Source organism: Bradyrhizobium sp. Kon37, from assembly GCF_055807535.1.
The window spans coordinates 1-19,103 of record NZ_JBVVOY010000047.1; the positions used below are offsets into that span (position 1 = coordinate 1).

The following is a 19,103-nucleotide window of genomic DNA, read 5'->3' on the forward strand; positions in this document are numbered from 1 at the left end:
ACCAGCTCGTGCTTCATGTTGATGATCTGGTCCAGCCGCGCCCGGAACAGATCGTTCGATCCCGTCGTCCTGTGCTTTTTCGGTCGCATCGGCCCCTCCAATGCACCACAGAATCATGGTCCGCAGCGAAAGGGAATCCACAAATGAAAATTGCAAGGTTTGGGGGCCTCAAGCCCCTGATCCCTGCAATCTCAAATGCTGCCGCAACAGAAAAACTGACTCCTGCTCAATCGCTTAGTCCCTTGTTCACGGACGACTAAATGATGCTCATAAGGGACCGGTCGAGCCGGCTCGCTTCGAAATCGAAAGCTTAAGGGGAATCATCGGTCTGTGTGGCACTTTCGAACAAAACAAATGTCTCCACCGGATGGTCGCCTGCTCCCAATCAGGATTGAACGGCACGGCTTTGTTGGCCCGGGGCATTCTAGGCTGAGCTCGCACATTTATTTTAACTGCGCGTGTAGCGAAACACTATCGAGTTCGCCCTCCCACCAGGACACAAAGACCGCGGCAATACCGTTCCCGATGATGTTGGTAAGCGCACGCACCTCGCTCATGAACTTATCGATCGAGAATACGATGGCAATGCCAGGGACGAGTTCAGGACTGACCACAGTCAAGGTCGCGGCCAGGGTGACGAAGCCCGCGCCGGTGACACCGCTTGCGCCCTTCGAGGTGAGCATCGCCACAACGAGTATCGTGAGCTGCTGGCTGAAGTTGAGATCGACCCCGAGCGCTTGCGCGATGAACAAGGTCGCCAACGTCATGTAAATGTTCGTCCCATCCAAATTGAAAGAGTATCCTGTCGGCACCACTAGGCCCACGACCGGCTTGGAACAGCCCAGCCGTTCCAGTTTTTCCATCAACTGCGGCAGCGCGCTTTCGGACGACGATGTTCCGAGCACGATCAGCAGCTCATCCTTGATGTAGACGATGAACTTTAGAATAGAAAAACCTACCAAGCGCGCGATCAGGCCAAGCACAATGATCACAAAGAGCCCGGCTGTCACATAAAACAGGGCGACCAATCCGAGGAGTTTACCGAGCGCGGACGGTCCGAATTCGCCGATAGTGTAGGCCATGGCGCCGAACGCCCCGATTGGGGCTGCCTTCATTACGATCCTAATGACTCCAAACACCGCTTGCGCAGCATCGTCAACCAGACCGCGCATCCGCTCACCCCCCTCCCCAAGCGCCATCAGCGAGAACCCGAAGAGGATGGCAAACAGTAGCACCTGGAGCACGTCACCTCGGGCCAAAGCGCCAACTACACTATCCGGAATGATATTGAGGAGGAAATCGACCGTCTTCTGCGCTTCCGCCGTCTTGACGTAGTTGGCTACGGCCGCGGCATCCCCCTTGGGAGCGAGCCCATGGCCGACCTGAGCGAGATTGCCCATCAAAAGACCCAGGATGAGCGCGAAGGTTGATACGATCTCGAAGTAAAGTAGCGCTTTGACGCCGACTCGGCCGACCTTTCGTGCATCCTGAACATGCGAAATTCCGGAGACAACAGTGCAGAAGATGATCGGCGCGATCACCATCTTGATCAGCTTGATGAACCCATCACCAAGCGCTTTCACCCAGCTACTCGTCCCCACAGCGGGCCATAGCCAGCCAACGAGAATGCCGATCAGGATCGCTATGAGCACCTGGACGTAAAGCACTTTGTACCAGGGCCCAGATTTCCGGAACAGGGCGGCGGCTTTGGCAGAGCGGCGCTGGCGCTGATTGTACATCATGCTCGACCTGGCGCCGTGCCAGCAAAGAGGGCGCTAAATGAAGGTACGGCTTCGCTCAGTGTTCCTTCACTGGGGGGCGCAGGGGAATCTGACGGCTCCGAACAGCACAGTCCAGAGCCACGGACTGGCGCCTCTCCCGAATCGGCTTGCCGTCCAAGCGGAACGAAGTTCTGAACCGCTTCCGACAGCAGCGATAGAAAGTTGAGAAAGCCTCCTTGAGAGCTGGAAAGCATCAGCGTCACCACCCATTTCTATCTTGTTGGTTGTTCGAAGATGCCATTCAGCATCTTCTAGGACGCCAATCTTAGCAGCCGGCGACCACTCTTCACTTCAGCAGGCACTCTCGCCGCCATCGCGTCGGAGCGCGACCAACCTTGAGGAAACATTCGCCATAAAGATGTTATGGTGGTGCGGCCTCGCCTGCGATCACCGGCTCGTGCCTCCTGTCCTCACTTCATGTGAATGCCCCGACATGCCCAAGAGGCTTCGATTCGCGATCGCAAAACCACGAGGCCGAAAAGACATGCCAAGCAGCAATGCTCACGCTGCCTCCCTTGGCGATCTCGGTTCCGGTTTTTCGAGAGCCGTGTTTTGCGGGGCTGAACAGCACTCCTCGTAAGAGAGCTTCTCACTCCTGTAGCTCGCCAACGCCTGGAGAGAGCACTGCACGACGTCCCGTTTCGCTAGATCCGAGGCAGGCGCTGCATCCAGCCATCTCAGCGCCACCTCGACCAATTCGATCGCGCGGTCCCTCTTACCGGTCTCGTAATAGTACTGAGCGACCGCCCCGTACGACAGGAACTTCGCGCCGTCGCTGCCGCGGGGCGGATTCGCCGCCAGGATGTGTTCGGAGAGCTCCTTGCCCATGGCAAAGCGCTCCGCATGTGGAAAATCGGAGTAGTCTTTCGCGGGGTCGAACAGTTGGCGGATCGCGACGCTCATCCAAACCACGGACTTCTTCTCGATCGCGTCGCGAACTAATTGGCGCAGCACCGGCAGGCCAGCCCCCAGGTCGCGTATCTTGTGAAGCAACAATTCCGCTTGAAGCCCACGGAAGGTGACCTCGTCCGGCATCACGGCGAGGGCCTCCTCGATAGCTGAAAGGGCTGTCGGCCAATCCTTTGTCTTCATGGCGGGCTCAAGTCTGGCAAAGATTGGCTCCACCAGAGCTCTCTTCTGCGATAGTTCACGCTTTCTGCGTCGGCCCGTGTTTATCCTTTCCGCATCCAGCGCTTTGGCTTCGTCGCTCATTGCCCAGGATCCGTTCAGAACTTTGGGCAAGGCATGATCGAGCTGCGTCGGATGGCCAATAAAGGCGATGTGGCCGTCACGGTCAACGACGAATGACGTGGGAATCCCGACAGAAAAGCTTGGATCCAGCCAAAGCTTGTTCATTTCGCCGGCATAGTCGAATGCGATCGCGTAGTTCAGATTTGACAAGCTTTTTGTCAACCAGGCGTCCAAGCTGGCTCGCGCTTCATTTTCCGTCGAAGCTTGTTCGTGAGCAGCGATGCCCACCACCTCAACTCCGTTGTTCCTGTATTTGTCTTGCAGGACCACCAGATTTGGCATCGAGGCGATACATGGTCCGCACCACGTCGCCCAAAATACGAGGATATATACTTTCCCACGTTCGAACTTTCTAACGGGCTGGCCGCGTAGCCAGTTCTCCACTTTGATCGAGGGGGCCCGCGAACCGACGCTCAGCAGGTTCGCCGCACCGACTTGACTTGCGCTCTCAGTCAGACTGGTCATTGCTCAAATTCGCTTTACCTGGCTCTGCGGAGAAAATAGCAAGTCGCATGCCAGCCAGCGCTCATTGAAATTACGCATTTTTTGTATCATTCCTGTCGAGCTTGCGACGCATGTCGCATATCCGACCAGTTGCTTGGAGCTTCTCAGGCAATCGGTCGGTCGGAGGTTCTTGACGCGCCTGTTATCCGATGAGGCGGGAAGTCAGGCAGCGCAAGGTCGAGTTCACCACTCCACGTCCTGATCGGCTTCCAGGATGACCATTTCGGCGCTCGGGATCACGACGTGAACTGACCTGCTTTGGCCCGTCAACTTGCGCTTGAGTGCGATCTGACATTTCCAATGTAACTTTTTGAGCCAAGGGGGGATTGAGGGATAGTTTCCTTCCTTTGCGGCCATTGCTCGAGAATTCACCCCGTCGCGTACTGGACGAGGAAAGCCCACCCGAAATGCAGAAGTTGAGCACCTGCTCATTCCGATCGATGGCCGCGTAAACAAAAGCAGCCATAGGCGGCCCGATCCAGGAAGCGCTCAAGAGCCGCCTGGGCGACGACGCTCTCGCGCATTCCCGGGCGGTCAGCAAAATGCTGTTCTGAAACTTGAACCGCTATCTTTCTGGTCCGCGGAGCTTCGCTTGGGCTCAGCTGCGCGTCCACCTCAGCGTCATTCCGACTTGAGCTCGGTTTTTTGCGGCGCCCGGCGCCAATCTGCATACTCCAGCTTGCTTCTCTCTGCGAAAGCATGATGGAGCTGCTGCCGTCGATCGCGCTGCGCTTTCTCAACCACTCTGCATTCGAAACGTTTCCGACGATCACGGGCAACACACTGCAGCCCGTCGATAAAGGCTGGGTCTTCGAACAGCCTTGGTACCAATGCGTGGAAAAACCCTGCACATAGGAGAACTATAGTGGACAGGCTAAAGCGCATAACTGAACTCGTCGCTGAAAAAACATCGATAGATAACGAGCTTAAAACGCTGAAGGAGCAGATCACTCAGGAGACTGCGGCACTCAAGAAACCCCGCGCGACGCGCAAGAAGAAAGGGAGCGAGCTCCAACTGGTGAACCAATGAGTAAGGTCGACCTTGAAGGATCGGACAAAAGAGGACTGCCATGAGCGACCTTCTCTGGTGTCCCGAATGCCGTCACTCTCGCATTAGCGAAGAACACTCCTGGCTCTTCGTTCAGCGCTGCGAAAGATGCGGAACCGAGTTGGAGGACGATGCGCCGCCTCTCGAATCGATTTCAGAGAAGTCGATTTCGGCTACAATGTCGAAGAAGAAGAGGACGACGGAGAAGCCGAGCGGGACGAAGCTGAGGGCGACGAAGCCGACCCGCAGTAAGAGGAGGAGCCGCGCGAATGCGGCTCTATTTTTGGTGTCACTTGAGTTACGCCACGGATTTAGCGTCTAAGAATATGCAGCATGTCCAGGCGATCACCGGTCATGCTCATTTGTACCGGCGCGGCCCTGTTTCGGCGGCCTCGTTCGAAGCCACGCAACGTCGGGCCCATTCGATTTGTGCGTCGGTAGCGCGCTGATTACGAGCGTACATCTCGGCCACCGGTGCCGAATATTTCGGGACGTAGTATCTGACCTCGCTGCATGATACCGCGATGTGGGTCTGTAGTGACGCGAAGCGAAGGCTTCGGAGCCCAGGGGCAGCAGCAACGTAACAATGGCCCCCGCGCGTACAATCATTCCCCCGCCGCCTGTCTGCTTCCCACGGAGAGCAGGTCTGAGTCGCGCACACGACGCAAATTAAGAATCGCGCACTGGTCAAAGCGCCGGGAAACTGTTGCTCCAACGCTTCGGTGTTGCAGATAATGGCTGCAGATGCAGGTGTTTTGAAGCGGCCTGGACGCGGCTTCGTATCAATGTCGACTCGGGGACGCGCGATCGTTGCATTGAACGGTAGCTATCAGCGCCGAAGAACTCTCCTTCTCCGCGCGGCCTTCGGGATACGCCGACCAAACCTTCTCGCGTTAGCGGCTTGCAGGCGACGCCTAAGCGTCTGCAGTTGCCCGAATAGTGCGATGAGCTCCTCGACCCGTTCACGCAGAATAGCCGAATAGTTGTAAACCTGACCTCGATTACTCAGTACTGCCTCGAACAATGACTATTGAAACAATATGCAGGCCGCAACGGGAAGAGTATGCAATCGGAGGTAGGACCATACAAGCTCCAAAAGACGGTAGCGTGAACTTGGAAGGCCCCACACACCAGAGGGGTTGTCGCTGCGCGTTCCTTTCGCTTTGTGTTTCGGGTCAGCTCCGTTCGAAGGTTCAGTCGATTGACAAGGCTGCGGGGGCGATGCTGCAATACAAGAACGGGCACACGCGCCGGCACCGGTGTGGCGGTTACTTCCCTACTGATGGGTCTGGTGCTCGCTCAAGAGGCGTGCGAGGCTTGCCCATCCCCGTGGTCCCGGAGGGAGCCTCGCCACCAGCTGTGGTGCTCCCAACCCGCTCAAACGTCGTGACGAATGCTGCGAACGCCGCGACTATCACGGCAATCGCGAACAACAGGATCACAGGGTCGGGATTCCGCTCAGTACTCATGAGCAACTCCACTCAGGCGGGCCGGCAGCTGAGCAGCGCCCCAAATAAGCCGCGCATCGCGGCGTATCAGCTTTCGGTCGAGAGCTTCGGGCCCAGCGCTCTCCAAATTATCACGTGCGCTTACAAACGGCGCAGTTTATTGCAGATTCAAAATATTTGTTGGTCAAACCGGGGCGTTGGTTCAGATGGGTTAGCGCCCCGAACAAGCGGGTGCTCCCGCGAAGCATCATGCCATGTTGGCTGAGTGTCCTGAGCGCCGTCGGGGTTGAGGAGCATGGGCAGGTTTGCTGTCGTAACCCGCAGCGCTGACGGCGCTGCTTCGACGGTTATTGAAGGATTACGTCAAGCTGCGAAATCCGCGCGCGACAATGCCGCATCAAGTGGCATTCGAAACTGATGTGAAGCCTGAAGCGAAAGCAGTTCCGTTTCGATGCTCTGACGGAACCCAATTGGATGCCCTCAAAGGGCAAATTTAGTTATGTCCGATAATCATGATGACTCCACCGCAGTAATAAAAAATAGGATTGGGGAAAACAGAAGCAGGGAGTTTTGCGATGGAAGCTATGCGCCGCTTTCGCGCGATGGCGTTGCTATGCCGACAAGCCGCCGCGCGTGATCCCGAGAGAAGCTGGAAGCTGCTCGCAGAGGCAGAGTACTGGGAGCATCTGGCGGCTACGGCTCTAGCCCACTAAACGCACGAATTAGCGATTGCTCAAATGTCCTGTTTTATCGTGGCTCCTTAATCCAAATTATATTCCGGGGCAGGTAATGACCAATATTCGCGAGGGCTACAGCTGTGCTGTTCTGCACGCACGCCTCCAAACGCTCATCGCCGAGCTTAGAGAGGTGGAGAAGCTTCGAAATAGGCTTCGAATCGTAGGGGCGAGAACAATCGGCAGAAGACGGCGGGCTGGAGCGGGCAGCAGAGCAAGAGCCGTTTGGAGACCATGTTAGATGAACCTGAGCATTGATCCGCATCAGCCTACGGCGTAAAGAATGATAAATAGCCGGGCAGGGGGAGGCCAATCTCTTCCCAAAATCCCGGCCACCTGTTCGCCTCGCCGGTACAGCGGCAACCGGAGTTTGTGCACTCCATCCAGTCATAGATAGCCACGAGACGAGCTTGCCATTTGTACGCCGTCTTGGGCTGCAGCGTCACGGCTGTTGCCCCTACAAGTCGAGAGCAATCGTTTGGAAGACATCCTGCTACGGGAGACAGGATATTGGGTTGATACGTAAACTGTTCGTGCCCTTCTCTGATTTCGAATTCGACGATCCCCCTCGGCGGGCAAATATTGGGCGAAGGATCTGGATCGCCGCCTACTCGCAGAACTACTCGATTGGTCTTTGCGGTGCCCGCCCAAGGAATCTGTGTCCCATCATGGCTCATTTGCTCCACAGACACATTTTTCGGCTCGTGCCTTAAGAGGGTAATCCCGAAAAAACATCTTTGCCGTTCAAGCAATTTGGGCGCGTCCGCCGACCGGCGAGGTCGCTCGGCGAGAACCGGCCAGCAGCCAAGTGCGACTAGCGAGAGTAAGATTGCTATGGAAAACGGCTTAACGACAGCATGCCCTCGAAGCATTTTTTGATCCTTCTCGACAAATTGGATCGACAACAACTGAAGCTAGGAAAATCCACGGCCCAAAAGCCACACCTATCCTATAACGATGATCGTGCGACAACCAATGGGTGTTTCTATTGCAGAGCAGCATCTGTTGCAGCGCTTTGAGGTTTCATCAATGTCAGCCGCTGGGGGCCGTGGCGTCAACGCGCTCTGTGAACGCTGACAGCAAACGACCACTATGAGTGCGGCCATCATTGCTGTGACGCTGCCAGGGCAGCGGACAACGGCGGTCGCGTTGTCTTATTGTGCGAAAATTAGATGTGTGCGGGTCCAACCAGCCTCGCCCGAGGAAATATAACAATCGGTAGAAATTTGGAGAGGGGGCGCGACGAGATGTCTACGCTAGGATGTGCTTATGAGCGACGAACCGAAGTTTGACCTGCTGCCCAGACCGCCTTCGTTCGCCGACGAAAAGGTAATCATTGTACAGGCGACTACAGGGCGATACTGTTCGAGTGGTACAAGATCGTGGGCAGTTTGAACGTGGTCGTTGCCCACATACAACGCGAATCGCCCGCCTTTAGACCGATCCCTGACAAACAATTCAGTGTACTGGTGGGCCTGCTGAATCGGTGTGCTCGTCTTGCCGGTCGTCAGCATAATCGCGTCCTCGCCAACATGAGACCAGGACAAACGCAGCAAGTCGCCTAGGCGCAAGCCAGTATGCCCGGCCAGATCAACGGCGTGGGCGATTTCGGCAGAGCAGGCCTTCCTGATCCGCGCGACGACTCCCGGCAACTGGGGGCGCATTGTTCGCCTAACCGGCTGGCCTTACAATCAGGCGTTCCGGAAGGCGGTTTTTGAGTACGTCAGGAACCAAGAGTTCGCACAAAAGCCATCGCGCCTCGACTCGCTCTTTTTCTTGACGACGAATATGAGGCACGCTTTTACGCCACTTCGGATGGCCGACAGGCCACGATGCTGCCCTATGAGATTGAGCTGCTCGACGCCCAAGCCCCGAAGCACTTTGCTGACTGGCGAAGTCTCCAACCACAAACGCCTTTGGTCGACCTCAACCGGGTCCGTGACTATTGGTCGGGGCAAATGCTTCCTCCGCACCGGATTGACGACAACGCGACTGCAGCGTGCCGTGAAGTCATCGCTGTTACCCCGGCGCGGATCATTCGGCGTATTTAGCGCGTAGGACTTGCGCTCGCGCTTTGGTTGCGATCTGATGCCTGCTTTCTAGATATGGCATTTTGCGCCGGAGGATTTCATGTCAGTAGCGGCAGAAGCAATCATGCGGGTGATTCGTCGAGAGCTCGCAGACGTTCAAAACCACATCGAGAATAAGGAGACTGACGAAGCGCAAAGCGCGCTCGATGACGCCATTCGCAAGTTGAAGCGGATAGCGAATGAGTTGGGATGAGGGTATGGATCGAAATCAACGTCGCCTAGCGAAGAAGCAAGCGCCAAAAGCCGTCGCGGGCGGGATCGACCCATCCGCGCTCAACGAGTTTATTGTCGCGGAGTTGGCGCGACAGATTCATGGCCATCTCGGTCGCGCCAAGCAGAGCTTCAGCGTCGATGAAACGCTGGAGTATTTGTTCTCGAAGATCGATTTGACGGTGAAGGGTATGGCCGACATTCCTATCGCTTGCGGTCGCGGATGCTCCCACTGCTGCAACATTTGGGTGAGCGCCACAGCACCTGAAGTCCTTTTTCTTGCAAAGCGTCTATCGTCGCGGGCCGGCGCTCGCGTGCGGGAGGCGCATGAAATCACCAAGTCGTTCTCGCACGAGCAACGACCCTACAATCCTCACCCGTGTCCTCTCCTCGAAGCTGATAAGTGCTCCGTCTACCAGGACCGCCCCCTGTTTTGCAGGCTGGCTTCGTCTGCCGACGCAGAGATTTGTCGGCGCTCGTACACCAACCTCACCGACGAGAACATTCCCACCCCGATGATGTACATCGTCGGGCGCGATGCTTACTCAACTGCACTTTCTGTCGCATTGAAGGGAGCGGGCCTTTCGCACGTCTGCTACGAGCTCAACAGCGCACTCCAGCTCGCGCTAAATACGCCAGACGCGGAGAGAGCTTGGCTACCCGGGGAGGACATCTTTGCGGCAGCACTCACTCAAGAGGACGCCGTCCCCTTCGAAGAATCGCCCGGCCACGCCATGCTTTATGAGATGGTCTTCAAATAGCGGATGACGAAGAGAAACGCGCCTTGCACATGCGGCTCTGGCAAGAAATTTAAGCATTGTCACGGGCGTAAGGGGGCAGACGAGCGAAATGAAGTCCTCCGCCGCCGGCGCGAGGCAGAGATGCGGGGGCAGGCTCAACAAGGGCTCGGCAAAGCGGGATGCAGGCCGCGAGGAACGTAGCCTCGTGTTCCGGAAGTTCGTTGGCGAAATGGGCAGCCCATACCAGCTTGCAGATCGCGTCGAGATGGTCCGGCGATTCGCAGGGAGCAATGTCGGCATGCAGCTTCACCGCCGCCGCAGTCTGCAGCGTCGCGCCGGGCGCGGTCTCCTCCGCAACCGTCATTGCGGCACCGCCCGGCCAAAGGCGAGTTCCGCAACGGCTGCCGCAGTCGCTGGCGGCAAATGGAAGTCCGCCCTCAGGCGACGCGCCTGCAACGCTTGTAGGGCCTGCGCGGGGGTGCTATTTGTGTCGGTGCTGAAGTTGAATTTGCGATTGGGGGCTGCCTTTGCCGAGGCGGCCCTTCGCATTTCAGGAGGCGTGGCGCCTCCATTCCAGCTTCAGCGAAGCTACGCGTCTCGAACGGACTGAGGGCGCCATCGCTCACCCCGATCTGGAACATTCCGTCGTCGCGCTGGATGATCAGCGCTCGGTTTTTGCGAGCACTGCGTAAGATATTGATGGGATTGGGGCGAATTGGCGCTGGTTTTGCAGCTAACACTTTGAATGTCCTTGAGAACATCGAGCTTCCCAAGCTGAGTACTGGCTTATGGCTGTCCATAAGGACTGCTACGCGCCAATTAGGCTAATCCAACAAGGCGGTCCTCGCCGGAGGGAGACCCGGCCCCGAGGAAATCGGGATAGCGGTTGGCCGCGATGATCTGGACGTCGAGCTTAGGGTAGAGCTTGCGAAATGCCGGCAGCATCGGCGCCATGTAGATCATCGCAAACGACAGCGAACTCGTGACGCGCAGCATGCGCTTGGGCGACAGCGCGCGGTCTCTGACGCCATCCTTTCAGGAGCGGGCTGCAACGCTGCAACAGATCCTGTCCTGCCTCGGTCAGCCATTGCCGGCGCGTGTTGCGCTCGATCAGCCGCACCGCGAGCCGCTCCTCCAGTCCGCTCAGGTGTCGGCTCGCGGCCGCGTTCGACATCCGCCGAATGTCCGCAGCTCTTGGACAGGCTGCCGAGCTCGGCGGTCTTGGCGAAGATCTCTAGCTGGAGCAGCCGATCCAGTTTTGGCACATATCGGAAAAGAGACCTACGAATTTGGTTGCCGCTTTCCGCAAGGCAAATTATTCGACACGCCGAACTCAGACGTGACTCGAGCCAATGGCGCGCCAGTAACTGCGGCCCGTTATTTTGATGGGCGCACCAGACTCGAACCTGGGACCCGCTGATTGAGAAACCACATCCGCCGTACAATCAATCAGTTTTCGCCTCCGTGCGTTTTCATTTTCGCGTTGAACGCGCACACATCTGCCAGGTTTGTGGCCCACAACTCTGCAAACAGCCGAAGAGCGATTCTTAATAGGGATACATCCAATAAGTCGTATTCGAATCGTCGGGCATCGATCGCAGGGTCGGCGTCCGCTGCGGGGGTTTAAGATGCGTCGAAGACGAGATGATCCGGCCTATGTCATCGAGAACCGCGCGGCTGGTTGAGTACGTACTGTGATTTAGAGCAAACATTTCGCTTCCCACAGCAGAAACATCGACCGTTTCGATACCGGGCACGAGAGTTGGCCCGCTCTTGGTTACGAACCCCATTCGCGACGCGGATTGCGCTTTCTCCATGGAGGCGAGCAACGCGAGATCCGTCGAGGACGCGTATAGCGTCACCGCGCCCGCCGCTGCCTTGATTTGGCTCGCGCGCTGAAGATAAATGTCGCGATCCACGTCCGGGGCCGCAAAAATCAATTCAGTAATCCCGAGCGCCGTCTGGCTCAGCGCGGCTTGCTGCAAGGCGCCCAAAACCACCTCGCTGCCCAGACTATGCGCAATCACGATAATCCGTGACACTTTGCCCGCCGTTTTAATGAGCTGGAGGAGATCGAACAAGCCATCCGGAGCGTACAAAGCACTCTCCCGATCGTAGTCATAGTCCTTCACTCCGCCCTTGGACGGCCAGGAGTACATCATGACACGGCCTTTGTAGTTCGCGTCGAAAGCAATTTGAGCCGCCTTGAAGGCTGCGTCCGAAAAGGCAACGTTGTAGCCGTGCACAAAGAGCATCAGGCTGTCGGCCGGATTTGCGATAGCGGAAGCAAACTCCTCACGAGAAAGACGATCGAGCTTCTGGATTCGGAAGTGCTTTCCATCGGCCTCCGCCTCCTTGCGCATCCCGAACCAGCTTGTCTTCGGCGTTTCGACTTCTCCCATCTTGTGAACGATGGGAATGCTAACCGTCACGCAGCCAAATGTGTTGGTGGCCGCACGACTATAGGAGATCTGGGTCAATTCCAGACCGGACCCACCGGTCACCACGCGATTGGTGGCGAAGTAGACGGGTACCAACCCCTTAATCACAGATCTATTGACCACCACCGCGGCTCCGGTGCTGCGTTTGTCGGGAGGCGCCTCCTCGCTCGCCTCACCGGTTGTCCGTCGCCACGGCCGATAGGCATGATAGTGCCGGACATGGTGGTAGTACCCGGGGCCATAGCGATAGCCGTATTTCTTGAACGCGCTCTCATGTTTCTGGGGCGCCTTCTGTATATGCCGGTTGGCCTGCTGCGAGGCCGGACCCTGGTGGGCGCAACCGGTCGCGAGCGCGCAAAACAAGACAATGAGCACTGTTCGAAGCTGCTGGAACGCGTGGCCGAGCCGATGCAACCGGTTCGAACCTCGAATTGGCAAGACGAGCATGACCATCGATCAGCTACCTACTTTGCAAGGGTTTGGGAAACGTTGACCGTAGCGCCCAGCCATCCGCGATACCTGTCGACAGCAGGTCCGCTGGTAAGCTTGTAGGTGAAGCGAACCTCCGCCCCGCCGCCGTTGATCGCGCAACCGATATTGCTGGCACCATTGGCGGTCTCAACGTGCCACGTGCACCCTGTGATGCGGTAGCCGGGCTCAGCAGGGAAAGTCTCGGCGTAGTCCGCCGAATGCTCCGCAAATACGACCGGGTGATCGTCCTTGGTTTTGTCCACCGTATACGCCCGCTCGATCAGCTTCGGGTCGACGAGCTGCGACACCGGGACGTTCACGATGAGGCGGCGGTCTTCGGGCAGAAGCGTATGGATCGCTCCGGAGAGGATTTCGGGGATCTTCACGCCGGCATTGGCTTGCGTCTGCACATGCGTGGAATTCAGTTTGGTCCAGTTCTCAAACGAGATCGTTGTCTCGACCCACTTGGTCCAGCAAACAGACGGCTGCGGAATGGCCGCGATCATGCTGTACAGGGGGCTTGCAGTAATCACGGTGGCGGGAATGATGAAGTTGACGCCAAAAACATCCGCCTCGTTCCACTTGACGATGCCGCCAACTGCGATCCCCAGCAGGGCGCCGAACTCGTTGAATGCGGGGCCGCCGCTGTTGCCGACGTTCATGACCGTGTTCGTTTGCCAGCGACCGTTCGGGCTAGTCTGGTTGCTTATCAGACCGCTCGATATGCTCAGATCCAGATCGAGCGGATAACCGAGCAGATAAAGCTGAGTCCCCATCGGGGCTTGCTGGTTGTCATCGATCACGGGCATCGGACAACGAGAGGCGCCTCCGCTGTTTCCGGCGGACTGCGACAGCTCGAGAAGAGCCAAGTCTCTGGCATCGTCGCGATGAACCGCAGTGACTTTGATCGGGTTCGCATTGCGCGACCCGAGACGGGCATTGACTTCGAAGCTCTTATAGTTCTCCTCGCGTCCGATCACATGGCTGTTGGTCAGCACGAGGCTGTCGCCGATGAGCAGCCCGGAGCCGCCGCCGACTTCCTGCTTGTCGTTGTACATCACGCCAACGAACTGGACGTGAACCGTCCTGACGTTGTAACGCGCAGCAATTTGCACTGCCGCACGATCCGCCTGCGCGGGAGCGCCCATGAATACCAAAGGGCCGAGTGTCAGGAGGGATAGAATGTCCTGACAGCGGCGATATCGAGAGGGCTGAGCTGTCCGTTTCCGTTCCATGCTGGATTACAATAGTTCATTATGGAATTGGGGTCGTACTTGGTGACTTTATAATCGCCGACCGAGCCAGAAGCTTTCTCGTTGCGGCACTGCTCCGGCGCATCGTCGCGGTTCTGTTCATGGGTGAAACCAAGAGCATGTCCGAACTCGTGGACTGCAACCGCACGAATGCAGAACTCGCGTCTATTTCGACAGCCCTTGCTCCAATGATCGAAACTGAAATTGAGAGTCATGCCCGATGGCTTGCGGTCGAGATACTTGCCGACGACGTCGGTGTGGGCACCCTCATCAGAGACTCGCACGTGCACACCCGGCGCGCCGTCGGTACAGGACGGCCAGGTCTTCGAAAACCGCACGCCACCTTGCGCCGCAGTCTCCCACGTTTCCGCAACCGCTTTCCGAACAAGATCGGCATACTTTTGATCCTTCGGCTGCAGGTTTTCCCAGCAGACCGGTATCTCTTTGATGTCCCATTTCGAGCCGCGAATGACCGTGCCGTACAATTCCATTTCGGAGACTCCCGAAGGAAGCGCAGGTTGAGCGTTCGCCCCCCAGCAGAACAAGAGGACGAGCAACAGAACGAGTCTGGGCGGCCACAGGCGAAACATTTTCCTACTGCGTCGGTGTAGGGGTCGGCGGGAACACAGGCACTGGCGCCACAATGAAACCATTTGTCCGAGGCCCAGCGCCCGTACGGCGCCCGGTGGACCCGGCTGCTCCCGGGAATTCCTGCGACTTTTCTCCTCCCGGCGAGGGTGCCGTGTAAATTGGATTGTCCTTTGATCCAAGCGGCGGCGTTTTGTCCGCATAGCCGGCGGACCCGGATTTGGCTCCGTTAGCAAGGACGGCATTCGGACCGTTGATGTAGATTCCGAGATTACTGAATTGCTGAGCGGAGGCCGACGCCTGGACTGCAGCAGGCGTCCAGCGCGACGAGGTGAGAGAGTATTTTGCCTCGACGCCGCCAGTAACCTGGACTGAAAACGTGTACGTCATTTGCGCCGGCTCCGCGCTCTCCGAAGGCATGGCCGGCGTGAGATTGTTGGCGGCTATGAGGATCGCGTTGTCCCGTAACCAAGCTGCGAGCGGCTTGGATGCATCGACAATGATGCGCTTGTAGGCGGCGCGGTCCGGATACTTATGCTCGGCGAGGCCCTCGAGTTCGATCAGGTCCGCAGGCACTCCTCGATAGCAGCCACGCTCATACCTTGCTGGATCCGCCGGCGCCGGCGCCGTATCGGACGCTAGCTGGGCGTTCTGCTTCATCAGAAATGACCAGATCAGGTCATAGGTATCCTGGGCTGAAGCAGTGGGGCCCACATGGGTCACGTCATTACTGCTCACGCTCAGAATCCTTTTGTAGTCGAATGCTGTACCGGATCCGAGCCCGCCGGTATCGGTCACCTTCAACTCCAGAAAGAATGTGCCGTACAGGAAGGGGTCGATGTCGAAATGAGCGTACCTATCGAACGCCTCTTCAGGCCGCCTCTTGTAGATTTTCAGGTATTCCTTTCGCCTCTCGCGTTCGAGCTGGTAGAAAGTCACGACCTCACACCTGATCGACTTGAGAAAGTACGGCAGCTCACCCACCGTGATCACACCTGTCTGCGGGTCATGAATATGATACAGGCTGGTGCACCCGCCCACGGCAAGGCAGATGCCAATGCCAGCCGCGGCTCGGCTGAATATCCCCATATGAACGCCCCCGTCCGCGTGCCTGAGCACCCGCGGATCTCCCGTGCACATTGAAAAACAGTCCGCATGGGTTCGTCAATAGCATCGTGACAACAATGCAGCTTTTCGTTGTCCCCACTCGGTTTTGCGCAGATTTTCACTGCGGTCGTACACTTCTGCGAAAGCGAGTCACTTGTGGCGGCTCGGCACCGGCCGACAAGTGTGAGCAACTGGTCGGGCCGATTGCAAAATCGTCGGCGCACGCCTATCGATGGAATATATTGGTGGTGGTGATTGGGACGAAAATTTTGCCTGGGCGCGTGGACAGCCGAGCCGAAACGTCAGTTTTTGATGCCTGGAAGAAGGAGGCGCGGGAGCTTGCCGCGCGGCAGGAGCTAGTCACGAAGGCCAGTCGGGATGATCTCAGGAAAGCTCTGATCGAGCTCGATACGCTGTTTCGGAATGCTCCGGGAAGCGTGCACAAGGCCTACCGAAATCTTACAGAAAAGCGAATCGAGGACGCACGAGAGAGCTTCACCGGCGCAATAGGAGATGGCCATCTCTCTTGGTCGCTGTCCGATGAGACGCCTGAACTCGCGGCCGTAAGAATGGGCGGCCTGATACGGGAACTCGATCGTGCGCTTGCTGATCGGCGGTCTCATTGGCCGATCGCGCCGAGTGAGTGGCACGTCGAGCAGCTTAGATGTTGGTTCATTCCGCGGCAGGGCGTGAGCGCATTGCGTCCGGCTCGAAGGCTGCAGGCCTACTCAAAACGAGGCCTGCTCTTTCATCGGATCTTGCCCTCAGTGATACAGGGCTATCCTGTCCAGGTCGTGGATACTCGCACATTGCATAGTACCGCACCGGATGTGAGCGAATGGAAGATGGGCGCTTGCCTGTTCAAGCCACTAGAGCTCGAGCCAGAGTTCTGTTCAACAGAGGGCGATAAGCGCTTCATCATCTCGGGCATTGAGGTGCCGTTAGCTGAGGACACGATTTCTCAGCAGATCAGTCAGGCTCTGAAGGAGAACTGCATCGCGATTGTGTGGCCCGAGTTAACCGTCTCGCCGGAATTGCGCGAGAAGATCCTCAAGCTCGTTCGAGATCGCGACATTACGGACGAGCTGGAAGCTCCCGAAATTCTGATTCCAGGGACCTGGCACGAGACAACCGACCGTGGGATCGTCAACCGAGCCCGGATCTACAACGGCTATGGAGAGGAGCGCCTGATCTACGACAAGATCGCCCCGTACGCGGACGATGGTTGGGGAACGGAAAACATCGCTGCGGGTGACCGCGTATGTGTCCTGGCAACCGAAGGCGCTTTGATTGGGATCGCCATTTGCCTGGATTTCTGTGACGTCTGCGAGACACCCTTCAGCGAACTCGATGTGGACGTGATGCTTGTCCCATCGATGGGAAACGACCGCACGATGCACGGCCACCAGATCACTGCGGCTCAGGTTGAGGTGCGGTTCGGCACCCGTAGCTTCGTGGTGCAGCATCCGACCCAAACAGCGCTCAAAGATCACAGAATAGGTAGCATCCTACCGCTTCTGAAGGAACCCAGCGCGGTTTCTCTCGAGGAACTCGGTCAAAAAGGCGTTTGGGCTGCCTACAAATGGGGCCCTTGACACCTAGATTCGGGGACTAAAATCAGAGTAAATCGTTGTAAAACGTTCTTAATGGTTGTGGTGTAGGGCTAGCCCATGTCGGACGTAGCATTGGAAAAGATAGAGACGGGCGAAGCGACGGCGAGCGAGGCACGGCGTGTCATTTCGGACCTCCTCAAAGAGGGCTCCGAAAGAAGCTTGGAGCGCCTCTATGCAACACTCGGGGCGTGGGTTTGGAACGCCCTTGAAAGCCGTCGGCGTGACCCTGAGCTGCGGGAATGGTTCGATATCTTGCGTCGGATGAGCGCAACACTCGGACCAAGGAATGCTGCCTATGCGGAGCGCTTCAGAGCATTCTACGACCTTCTGCAGATGTCGATCAATACCTCGAAGCTCGCGCGTCCAGACGAGGTCATGCATCGTCAGCACGTCGTCGCAATACTTGCGTTACTCCGCGACACACCGTCGGGCCAGATGGAAAAGGCAGCGATCGCAAAGAGGTTGTCTCTGAGAGATGCAAATCTCAGCCGTATCCTCCGCCTCATGACGAATGCGCGTTTCGTGGAGCGAACAACACAGGGCAAATTCGCTCATTTCGCGCTGACGCGTGACGGCTTGCTTGCGTTAGAAAAGCGCGAAGCGAAGGAGCGTGGCGGGTCAACCCATCTCGTTCGAGACAAATTTCCGGTAGCCGCCCACCCGCTCCACCTAGCAGCAGATGCAGACACGGTTGTTCGCACCTTTATTGATTTGGCAATGCAGGGCTCATCGCACGCCACAGCTGGGACGCTGAACGCGAGCGCTGTCGGCGTCCGGCGAGCGATGGAGGACTATCTGCTCCATTTCCATGGGCCGGCACCCGCCGCGCCCGGATATATGAAGGCGAGGACGAAAAGCTCCTATCAAGCTCTTACCGTCGCTGTCGTACAGGCAAAAAAGGCCGAAGCGCACGGCTCCTACACGATAGAACCCATGACGAGTGCCAAAGCCGTCTCATTCCCCGTGGGGATCCTGCATCTGCAGGGAGAGGACACCGAACATGTCGAATGAAGATCTTAGTGCTTCGAAGCCGGATGAGGTGCAAAGCGATCCCGACGCTGTCATGTTGTATGGAAGCGCCCTGGTCGACCGGCTTACATATATCTCGGCGACATTCAGCTCGCTGGTCATGAGTATGGGCAGAGCTGCGCGTGACAATCGCGATGTCCTAGTCCCGCTCGTCGAGGTGAAGTTCGAGGGGCCGACCGGCCAGGACGACACTGTATCCAACACCTTTTTTTCGGGGCTAGTGCCGCTCGAAAATATAGCTTTCGTTCTCGAGGATATGTCTAGCGATCTCACGACTGTTTGCCATCACTTAAGCGCGGTGGGTGCCGGCCCGGTGAAACCTGACTTCAAGCGACTGGGCGAGACGAAGAGGCTTTTAAGCGAAGCCAAGGATAACCTCGAAAAGTGTCTGGCCGATTTGGAAAGAATCGGCTGACGCTCGCGAAAGCGAGGGCTCGAGGTGGTCGGCTGCCAGCCAGGCACCAGGCAAAACCACCTACTTGTTCGAATGGCAACGAGAGTGGTGGCACGTCGGCGACCTAGACTTTATACAAGAGGACGCCGCTTTCCTGATCATACCTGAGGAGTCTCATGGTGCGGCTCGGATCTTCTTTGATGACGCCGAGAGGGAATATATCGGACCCAACTACAAGTGCCCGTTCATCGATCCGTATTGGGATCTTCAAAAATTGAAAACTAGTCGTCCGTTAAGAAGCCGAATTGAGCGGGAGCGGACAGGCAAGCGTATGCGATAGCTGGATCAGGAAGAGGCACAAGAGTTCTCTGAGCCAGGCGAGGATACGGCGGAAGTTGTGG

The 19,103-nt window shown here is 57.3% G+C and carries 16 protein-coding genes and 1 pseudogene; 7 read left to right on the forward strand and 10 right to left on the reverse strand.

Translation table 11 applies throughout. The features are described 5' to 3' along the window. Window positions 1–443: 443 nt before the first annotated feature. Both dctA and AC0L3J_RS36275 read right to left on the reverse strand, forming a co-directional pair. Complete coding sequence (dctA, locus tag AC0L3J_RS36270) at window positions 444–1,739, reverse strand: C4-dicarboxylate transporter DctA (RefSeq protein WP_473350284.1); 1,296 nt, start codon at window positions 1,737–1,739, stop codon at window positions 444–446. 543 nt (window positions 1,740–2,282) lie between these two features. Then, window positions 2,283–3,497, reverse strand: a complete 1,215-nt coding sequence (locus AC0L3J_RS36275; RefSeq protein ID WP_473350277.1) for a TlpA disulfide reductase family protein — start codon at window positions 3,495–3,497, stop codon at window positions 2,283–2,285. A gap of 738 nt (window positions 3,498–4,235) precedes the next feature. On the opposite strand from AC0L3J_RS36275, the gene AC0L3J_RS36280 reads away from it, so the two are divergent. Together AC0L3J_RS36280 and AC0L3J_RS36285 are read left to right on the forward strand one after the other, a co-directional pair. Further along, the gene (locus AC0L3J_RS36280) at window positions 4,236–4,391 is read left to right on the forward strand and encodes a hypothetical protein (protein ID WP_473350278.1); all 156 of its coding nucleotides are present in this window, start codon (window positions 4,236–4,238) and stop codon (window positions 4,389–4,391) included. A gap of 10 nt (window positions 4,392–4,401) precedes the next feature. After that, window positions 4,402–4,566, forward strand: coding sequence for a hypothetical protein (locus AC0L3J_RS36285; protein ID WP_204513370.1), 165 nt, complete (start codon window positions 4,402–4,404; stop codon window positions 4,564–4,566). 3,693 nt (window positions 4,567–8,259) lie between these two features. Here AC0L3J_RS36285 and AC0L3J_RS36290 read toward each other — a convergent pair. After that, window positions 8,260–8,385: pseudogene (locus AC0L3J_RS36290) on the reverse strand (tyrosine-type recombinase/integrase); the annotation flags it as partial. Window positions 8,386–8,896: 511 nt separating this feature from the next. Here AC0L3J_RS36290 and AC0L3J_RS36295 point away from each other — a divergent pair. Continuing rightward, window positions 8,897–9,049: a hypothetical protein gene (locus AC0L3J_RS36295; protein WP_473350279.1), complete on the forward strand. Its 153-nt coding sequence runs from the start codon at window positions 8,897–8,899 to the stop codon at window positions 9,047–9,049. 4 nt (window positions 9,050–9,053) lie between these two features. Continuing rightward, window positions 9,054–9,827: a YkgJ family cysteine cluster protein gene (locus AC0L3J_RS36300; RefSeq protein WP_473350280.1), complete on the forward strand. Its 774-nt coding sequence runs from the start codon at window positions 9,054–9,056 to the stop codon at window positions 9,825–9,827. A gap of 49 nt (window positions 9,828–9,876) precedes the next feature. On the opposite strand, the gene AC0L3J_RS36305 is transcribed toward AC0L3J_RS36300, so the two are convergent. The 7 genes from AC0L3J_RS36305 to AC0L3J_RS36335 all read right to left on the reverse strand — a co-directional run bounded on the left by AC0L3J_RS36305 (window position 9,877) and on the right by AC0L3J_RS36335 (window position 15,648). Next, window positions 9,877–10,170 carry a hypothetical protein gene (locus AC0L3J_RS36305; protein ID WP_473297123.1) on the reverse strand — a complete coding sequence of 98 codons (294 nt, stop codon included), beginning with the start codon at window positions 10,168–10,170 and terminating at the stop codon, window positions 9,877–9,879. A 455-nt stretch (window positions 10,171–10,625) separates the two neighbouring features. Further along, entirely contained in the window at window positions 10,626–10,802 is a 177-nt protein-coding gene (locus AC0L3J_RS36310) for a hypothetical protein (RefSeq protein ID WP_473350285.1), read from the reverse strand. Beyond that, entirely contained in the window at window positions 10,720–10,980 is a 261-nt protein-coding gene (locus AC0L3J_RS36315) for a LysR family transcriptional regulator (RefSeq protein ID WP_473350281.1), read from the reverse strand. Before AC0L3J_RS36315 ends, AC0L3J_RS36310 begins: the two co-directional genes overlap by 83 nt. A 373-nt stretch (window positions 10,981–11,353) precedes the next feature. Next, complete coding sequence (locus AC0L3J_RS36320; RefSeq protein WP_259217533.1) at window positions 11,354–12,700, reverse strand: alpha/beta hydrolase; 1,347 nt, start codon at window positions 12,698–12,700, stop codon at window positions 11,354–11,356. 11 nt (window positions 12,701–12,711) lie between these two features. Then, window positions 12,712–13,866: a S1 family peptidase gene (locus AC0L3J_RS36325; protein ID WP_231189437.1), complete on the reverse strand. Its 1,155-nt coding sequence runs from the start codon at window positions 13,864–13,866 to the stop codon at window positions 12,712–12,714. 20 nt (window positions 13,867–13,886) lie between these two features. After that, on the reverse strand, window positions 13,887–14,462 hold the full coding sequence (locus tag AC0L3J_RS36330; protein ID WP_231189440.1) for a M12 family metallopeptidase: 576 nt from the start codon (window positions 14,460–14,462) through the stop codon (window positions 13,887–13,889). Between the two features lie 103 nt (window positions 14,463–14,565). Beyond that, the gene (locus AC0L3J_RS36335) at window positions 14,566–15,648 is read right to left on the reverse strand and encodes a hypothetical protein (protein WP_473350282.1); all 1,083 of its coding nucleotides are present in this window, start codon (window positions 15,646–15,648) and stop codon (window positions 14,566–14,568) included. Between the two features lie 95 nt (window positions 15,649–15,743). Here AC0L3J_RS36335 and AC0L3J_RS36340 point away from each other — a divergent pair, with 95 nt between their 5' ends. The 3 genes from AC0L3J_RS36340 to AC0L3J_RS36350 all read left to right on the forward strand — a co-directional run bounded on the left by AC0L3J_RS36340 (window position 15,744) and on the right by AC0L3J_RS36350 (window position 18,723). After that, window positions 15,744–17,261, forward strand: a complete 1,518-nt coding sequence (locus AC0L3J_RS36340) for a carbon-nitrogen hydrolase family protein (RefSeq protein WP_473350283.1) — start codon at window positions 15,744–15,746, stop codon at window positions 17,259–17,261. Window positions 17,262–17,336: 75 nt separating this feature from the next. Beyond that, window positions 17,337–18,290, forward strand: coding sequence for a helix-turn-helix domain-containing protein (locus AC0L3J_RS36345; RefSeq protein WP_204513358.1), 954 nt, complete (start codon window positions 17,337–17,339; stop codon window positions 18,288–18,290). Beyond that, entirely contained in the window at window positions 18,280–18,723 is a 444-nt protein-coding gene (locus AC0L3J_RS36350) for a hypothetical protein (RefSeq protein WP_085351816.1), read from the forward strand. Before AC0L3J_RS36345 ends, AC0L3J_RS36350 begins: the two co-directional genes overlap by 11 nt. Window positions 18,724–19,103: the final 380 nt, after the last annotated feature.

Bases quoted from the DNA above. Each gene is read 5' to 3' on its own strand.
- AC0L3J_RS36320 (WP_259217533.1), bottom strand. From the start codon at position 12,700: ATGGTCATGCTCGTCTTGCCAATTCGAGGTTCGAACCGGTTGCATCGG.
- AC0L3J_RS36310 (WP_473350285.1), bottom strand. From the start codon at position 10,802: ATGCTGCGCGTCACGAGTTCGCTGTCGTTTGCGATGATCTACATGGCG.
- AC0L3J_RS36340 (WP_473350283.1), top strand. From the start codon at position 15,744: ATGCAGCTTTTCGTTGTCCCCACTCGGTTTTGCGCAGATTTTCACTGC.
- AC0L3J_RS36335 (WP_473350282.1), bottom strand. From the start codon at position 15,648: ATGGGGATATTCAGCCGAGCCGCGGCTGGCATTGGCATCTGCCTTGCC.
- AC0L3J_RS36325 (WP_231189437.1), bottom strand. From the start codon at position 13,866: ATGGGCGCTCCCGCGCAGGCGGATCGTGCGGCAGTGCAAATTGCTGCG.
- AC0L3J_RS36345 (WP_204513358.1), top strand. From the start codon at position 17,337: ATGTCGGACGTAGCATTGGAAAAGATAGAGACGGGCGAAGCGACGGCG.
- AC0L3J_RS36295 (WP_473350279.1), top strand. From the start codon at position 8,897: ATGTCAGTAGCGGCAGAAGCAATCATGCGGGTGATTCGTCGAGAGCTC.
- dctA (WP_473350284.1), bottom strand. From the start codon at position 1,739: ATGTACAATCAGCGCCAGCGCCGCTCTGCCAAAGCCGCCGCCCTGTTC.
- AC0L3J_RS36305 (WP_473297123.1), bottom strand. From the start codon at position 10,170: ATGACGGTTGCGGAGGAGACCGCGCCCGGCGCGACGCTGCAGACTGCG.
- AC0L3J_RS36275 (WP_473350277.1), bottom strand. From the start codon at position 3,497: ATGACCAGTCTGACTGAGAGCGCAAGTCAAGTCGGTGCGGCGAACCTG.
- AC0L3J_RS36330 (WP_231189440.1), bottom strand. From the start codon at position 14,462: ATGGAATTGTACGGCACGGTCATTCGCGGCTCGAAATGGGACATCAAA.
- AC0L3J_RS36300 (WP_473350280.1), top strand. From the start codon at position 9,054: ATGGATCGAAATCAACGTCGCCTAGCGAAGAAGCAAGCGCCAAAAGCC.
- AC0L3J_RS36350 (WP_085351816.1), top strand. From the start codon at position 18,280: ATGTCGAATGAAGATCTTAGTGCTTCGAAGCCGGATGAGGTGCAAAGC.
- AC0L3J_RS36280 (WP_473350278.1), top strand. From the start codon at position 4,236: ATGATGGAGCTGCTGCCGTCGATCGCGCTGCGCTTTCTCAACCACTCT.
- AC0L3J_RS36315 (WP_473350281.1), bottom strand. From the start codon at position 10,980: ATGTCGAACGCGGCCGCGAGCCGACACCTGAGCGGACTGGAGGAGCGG.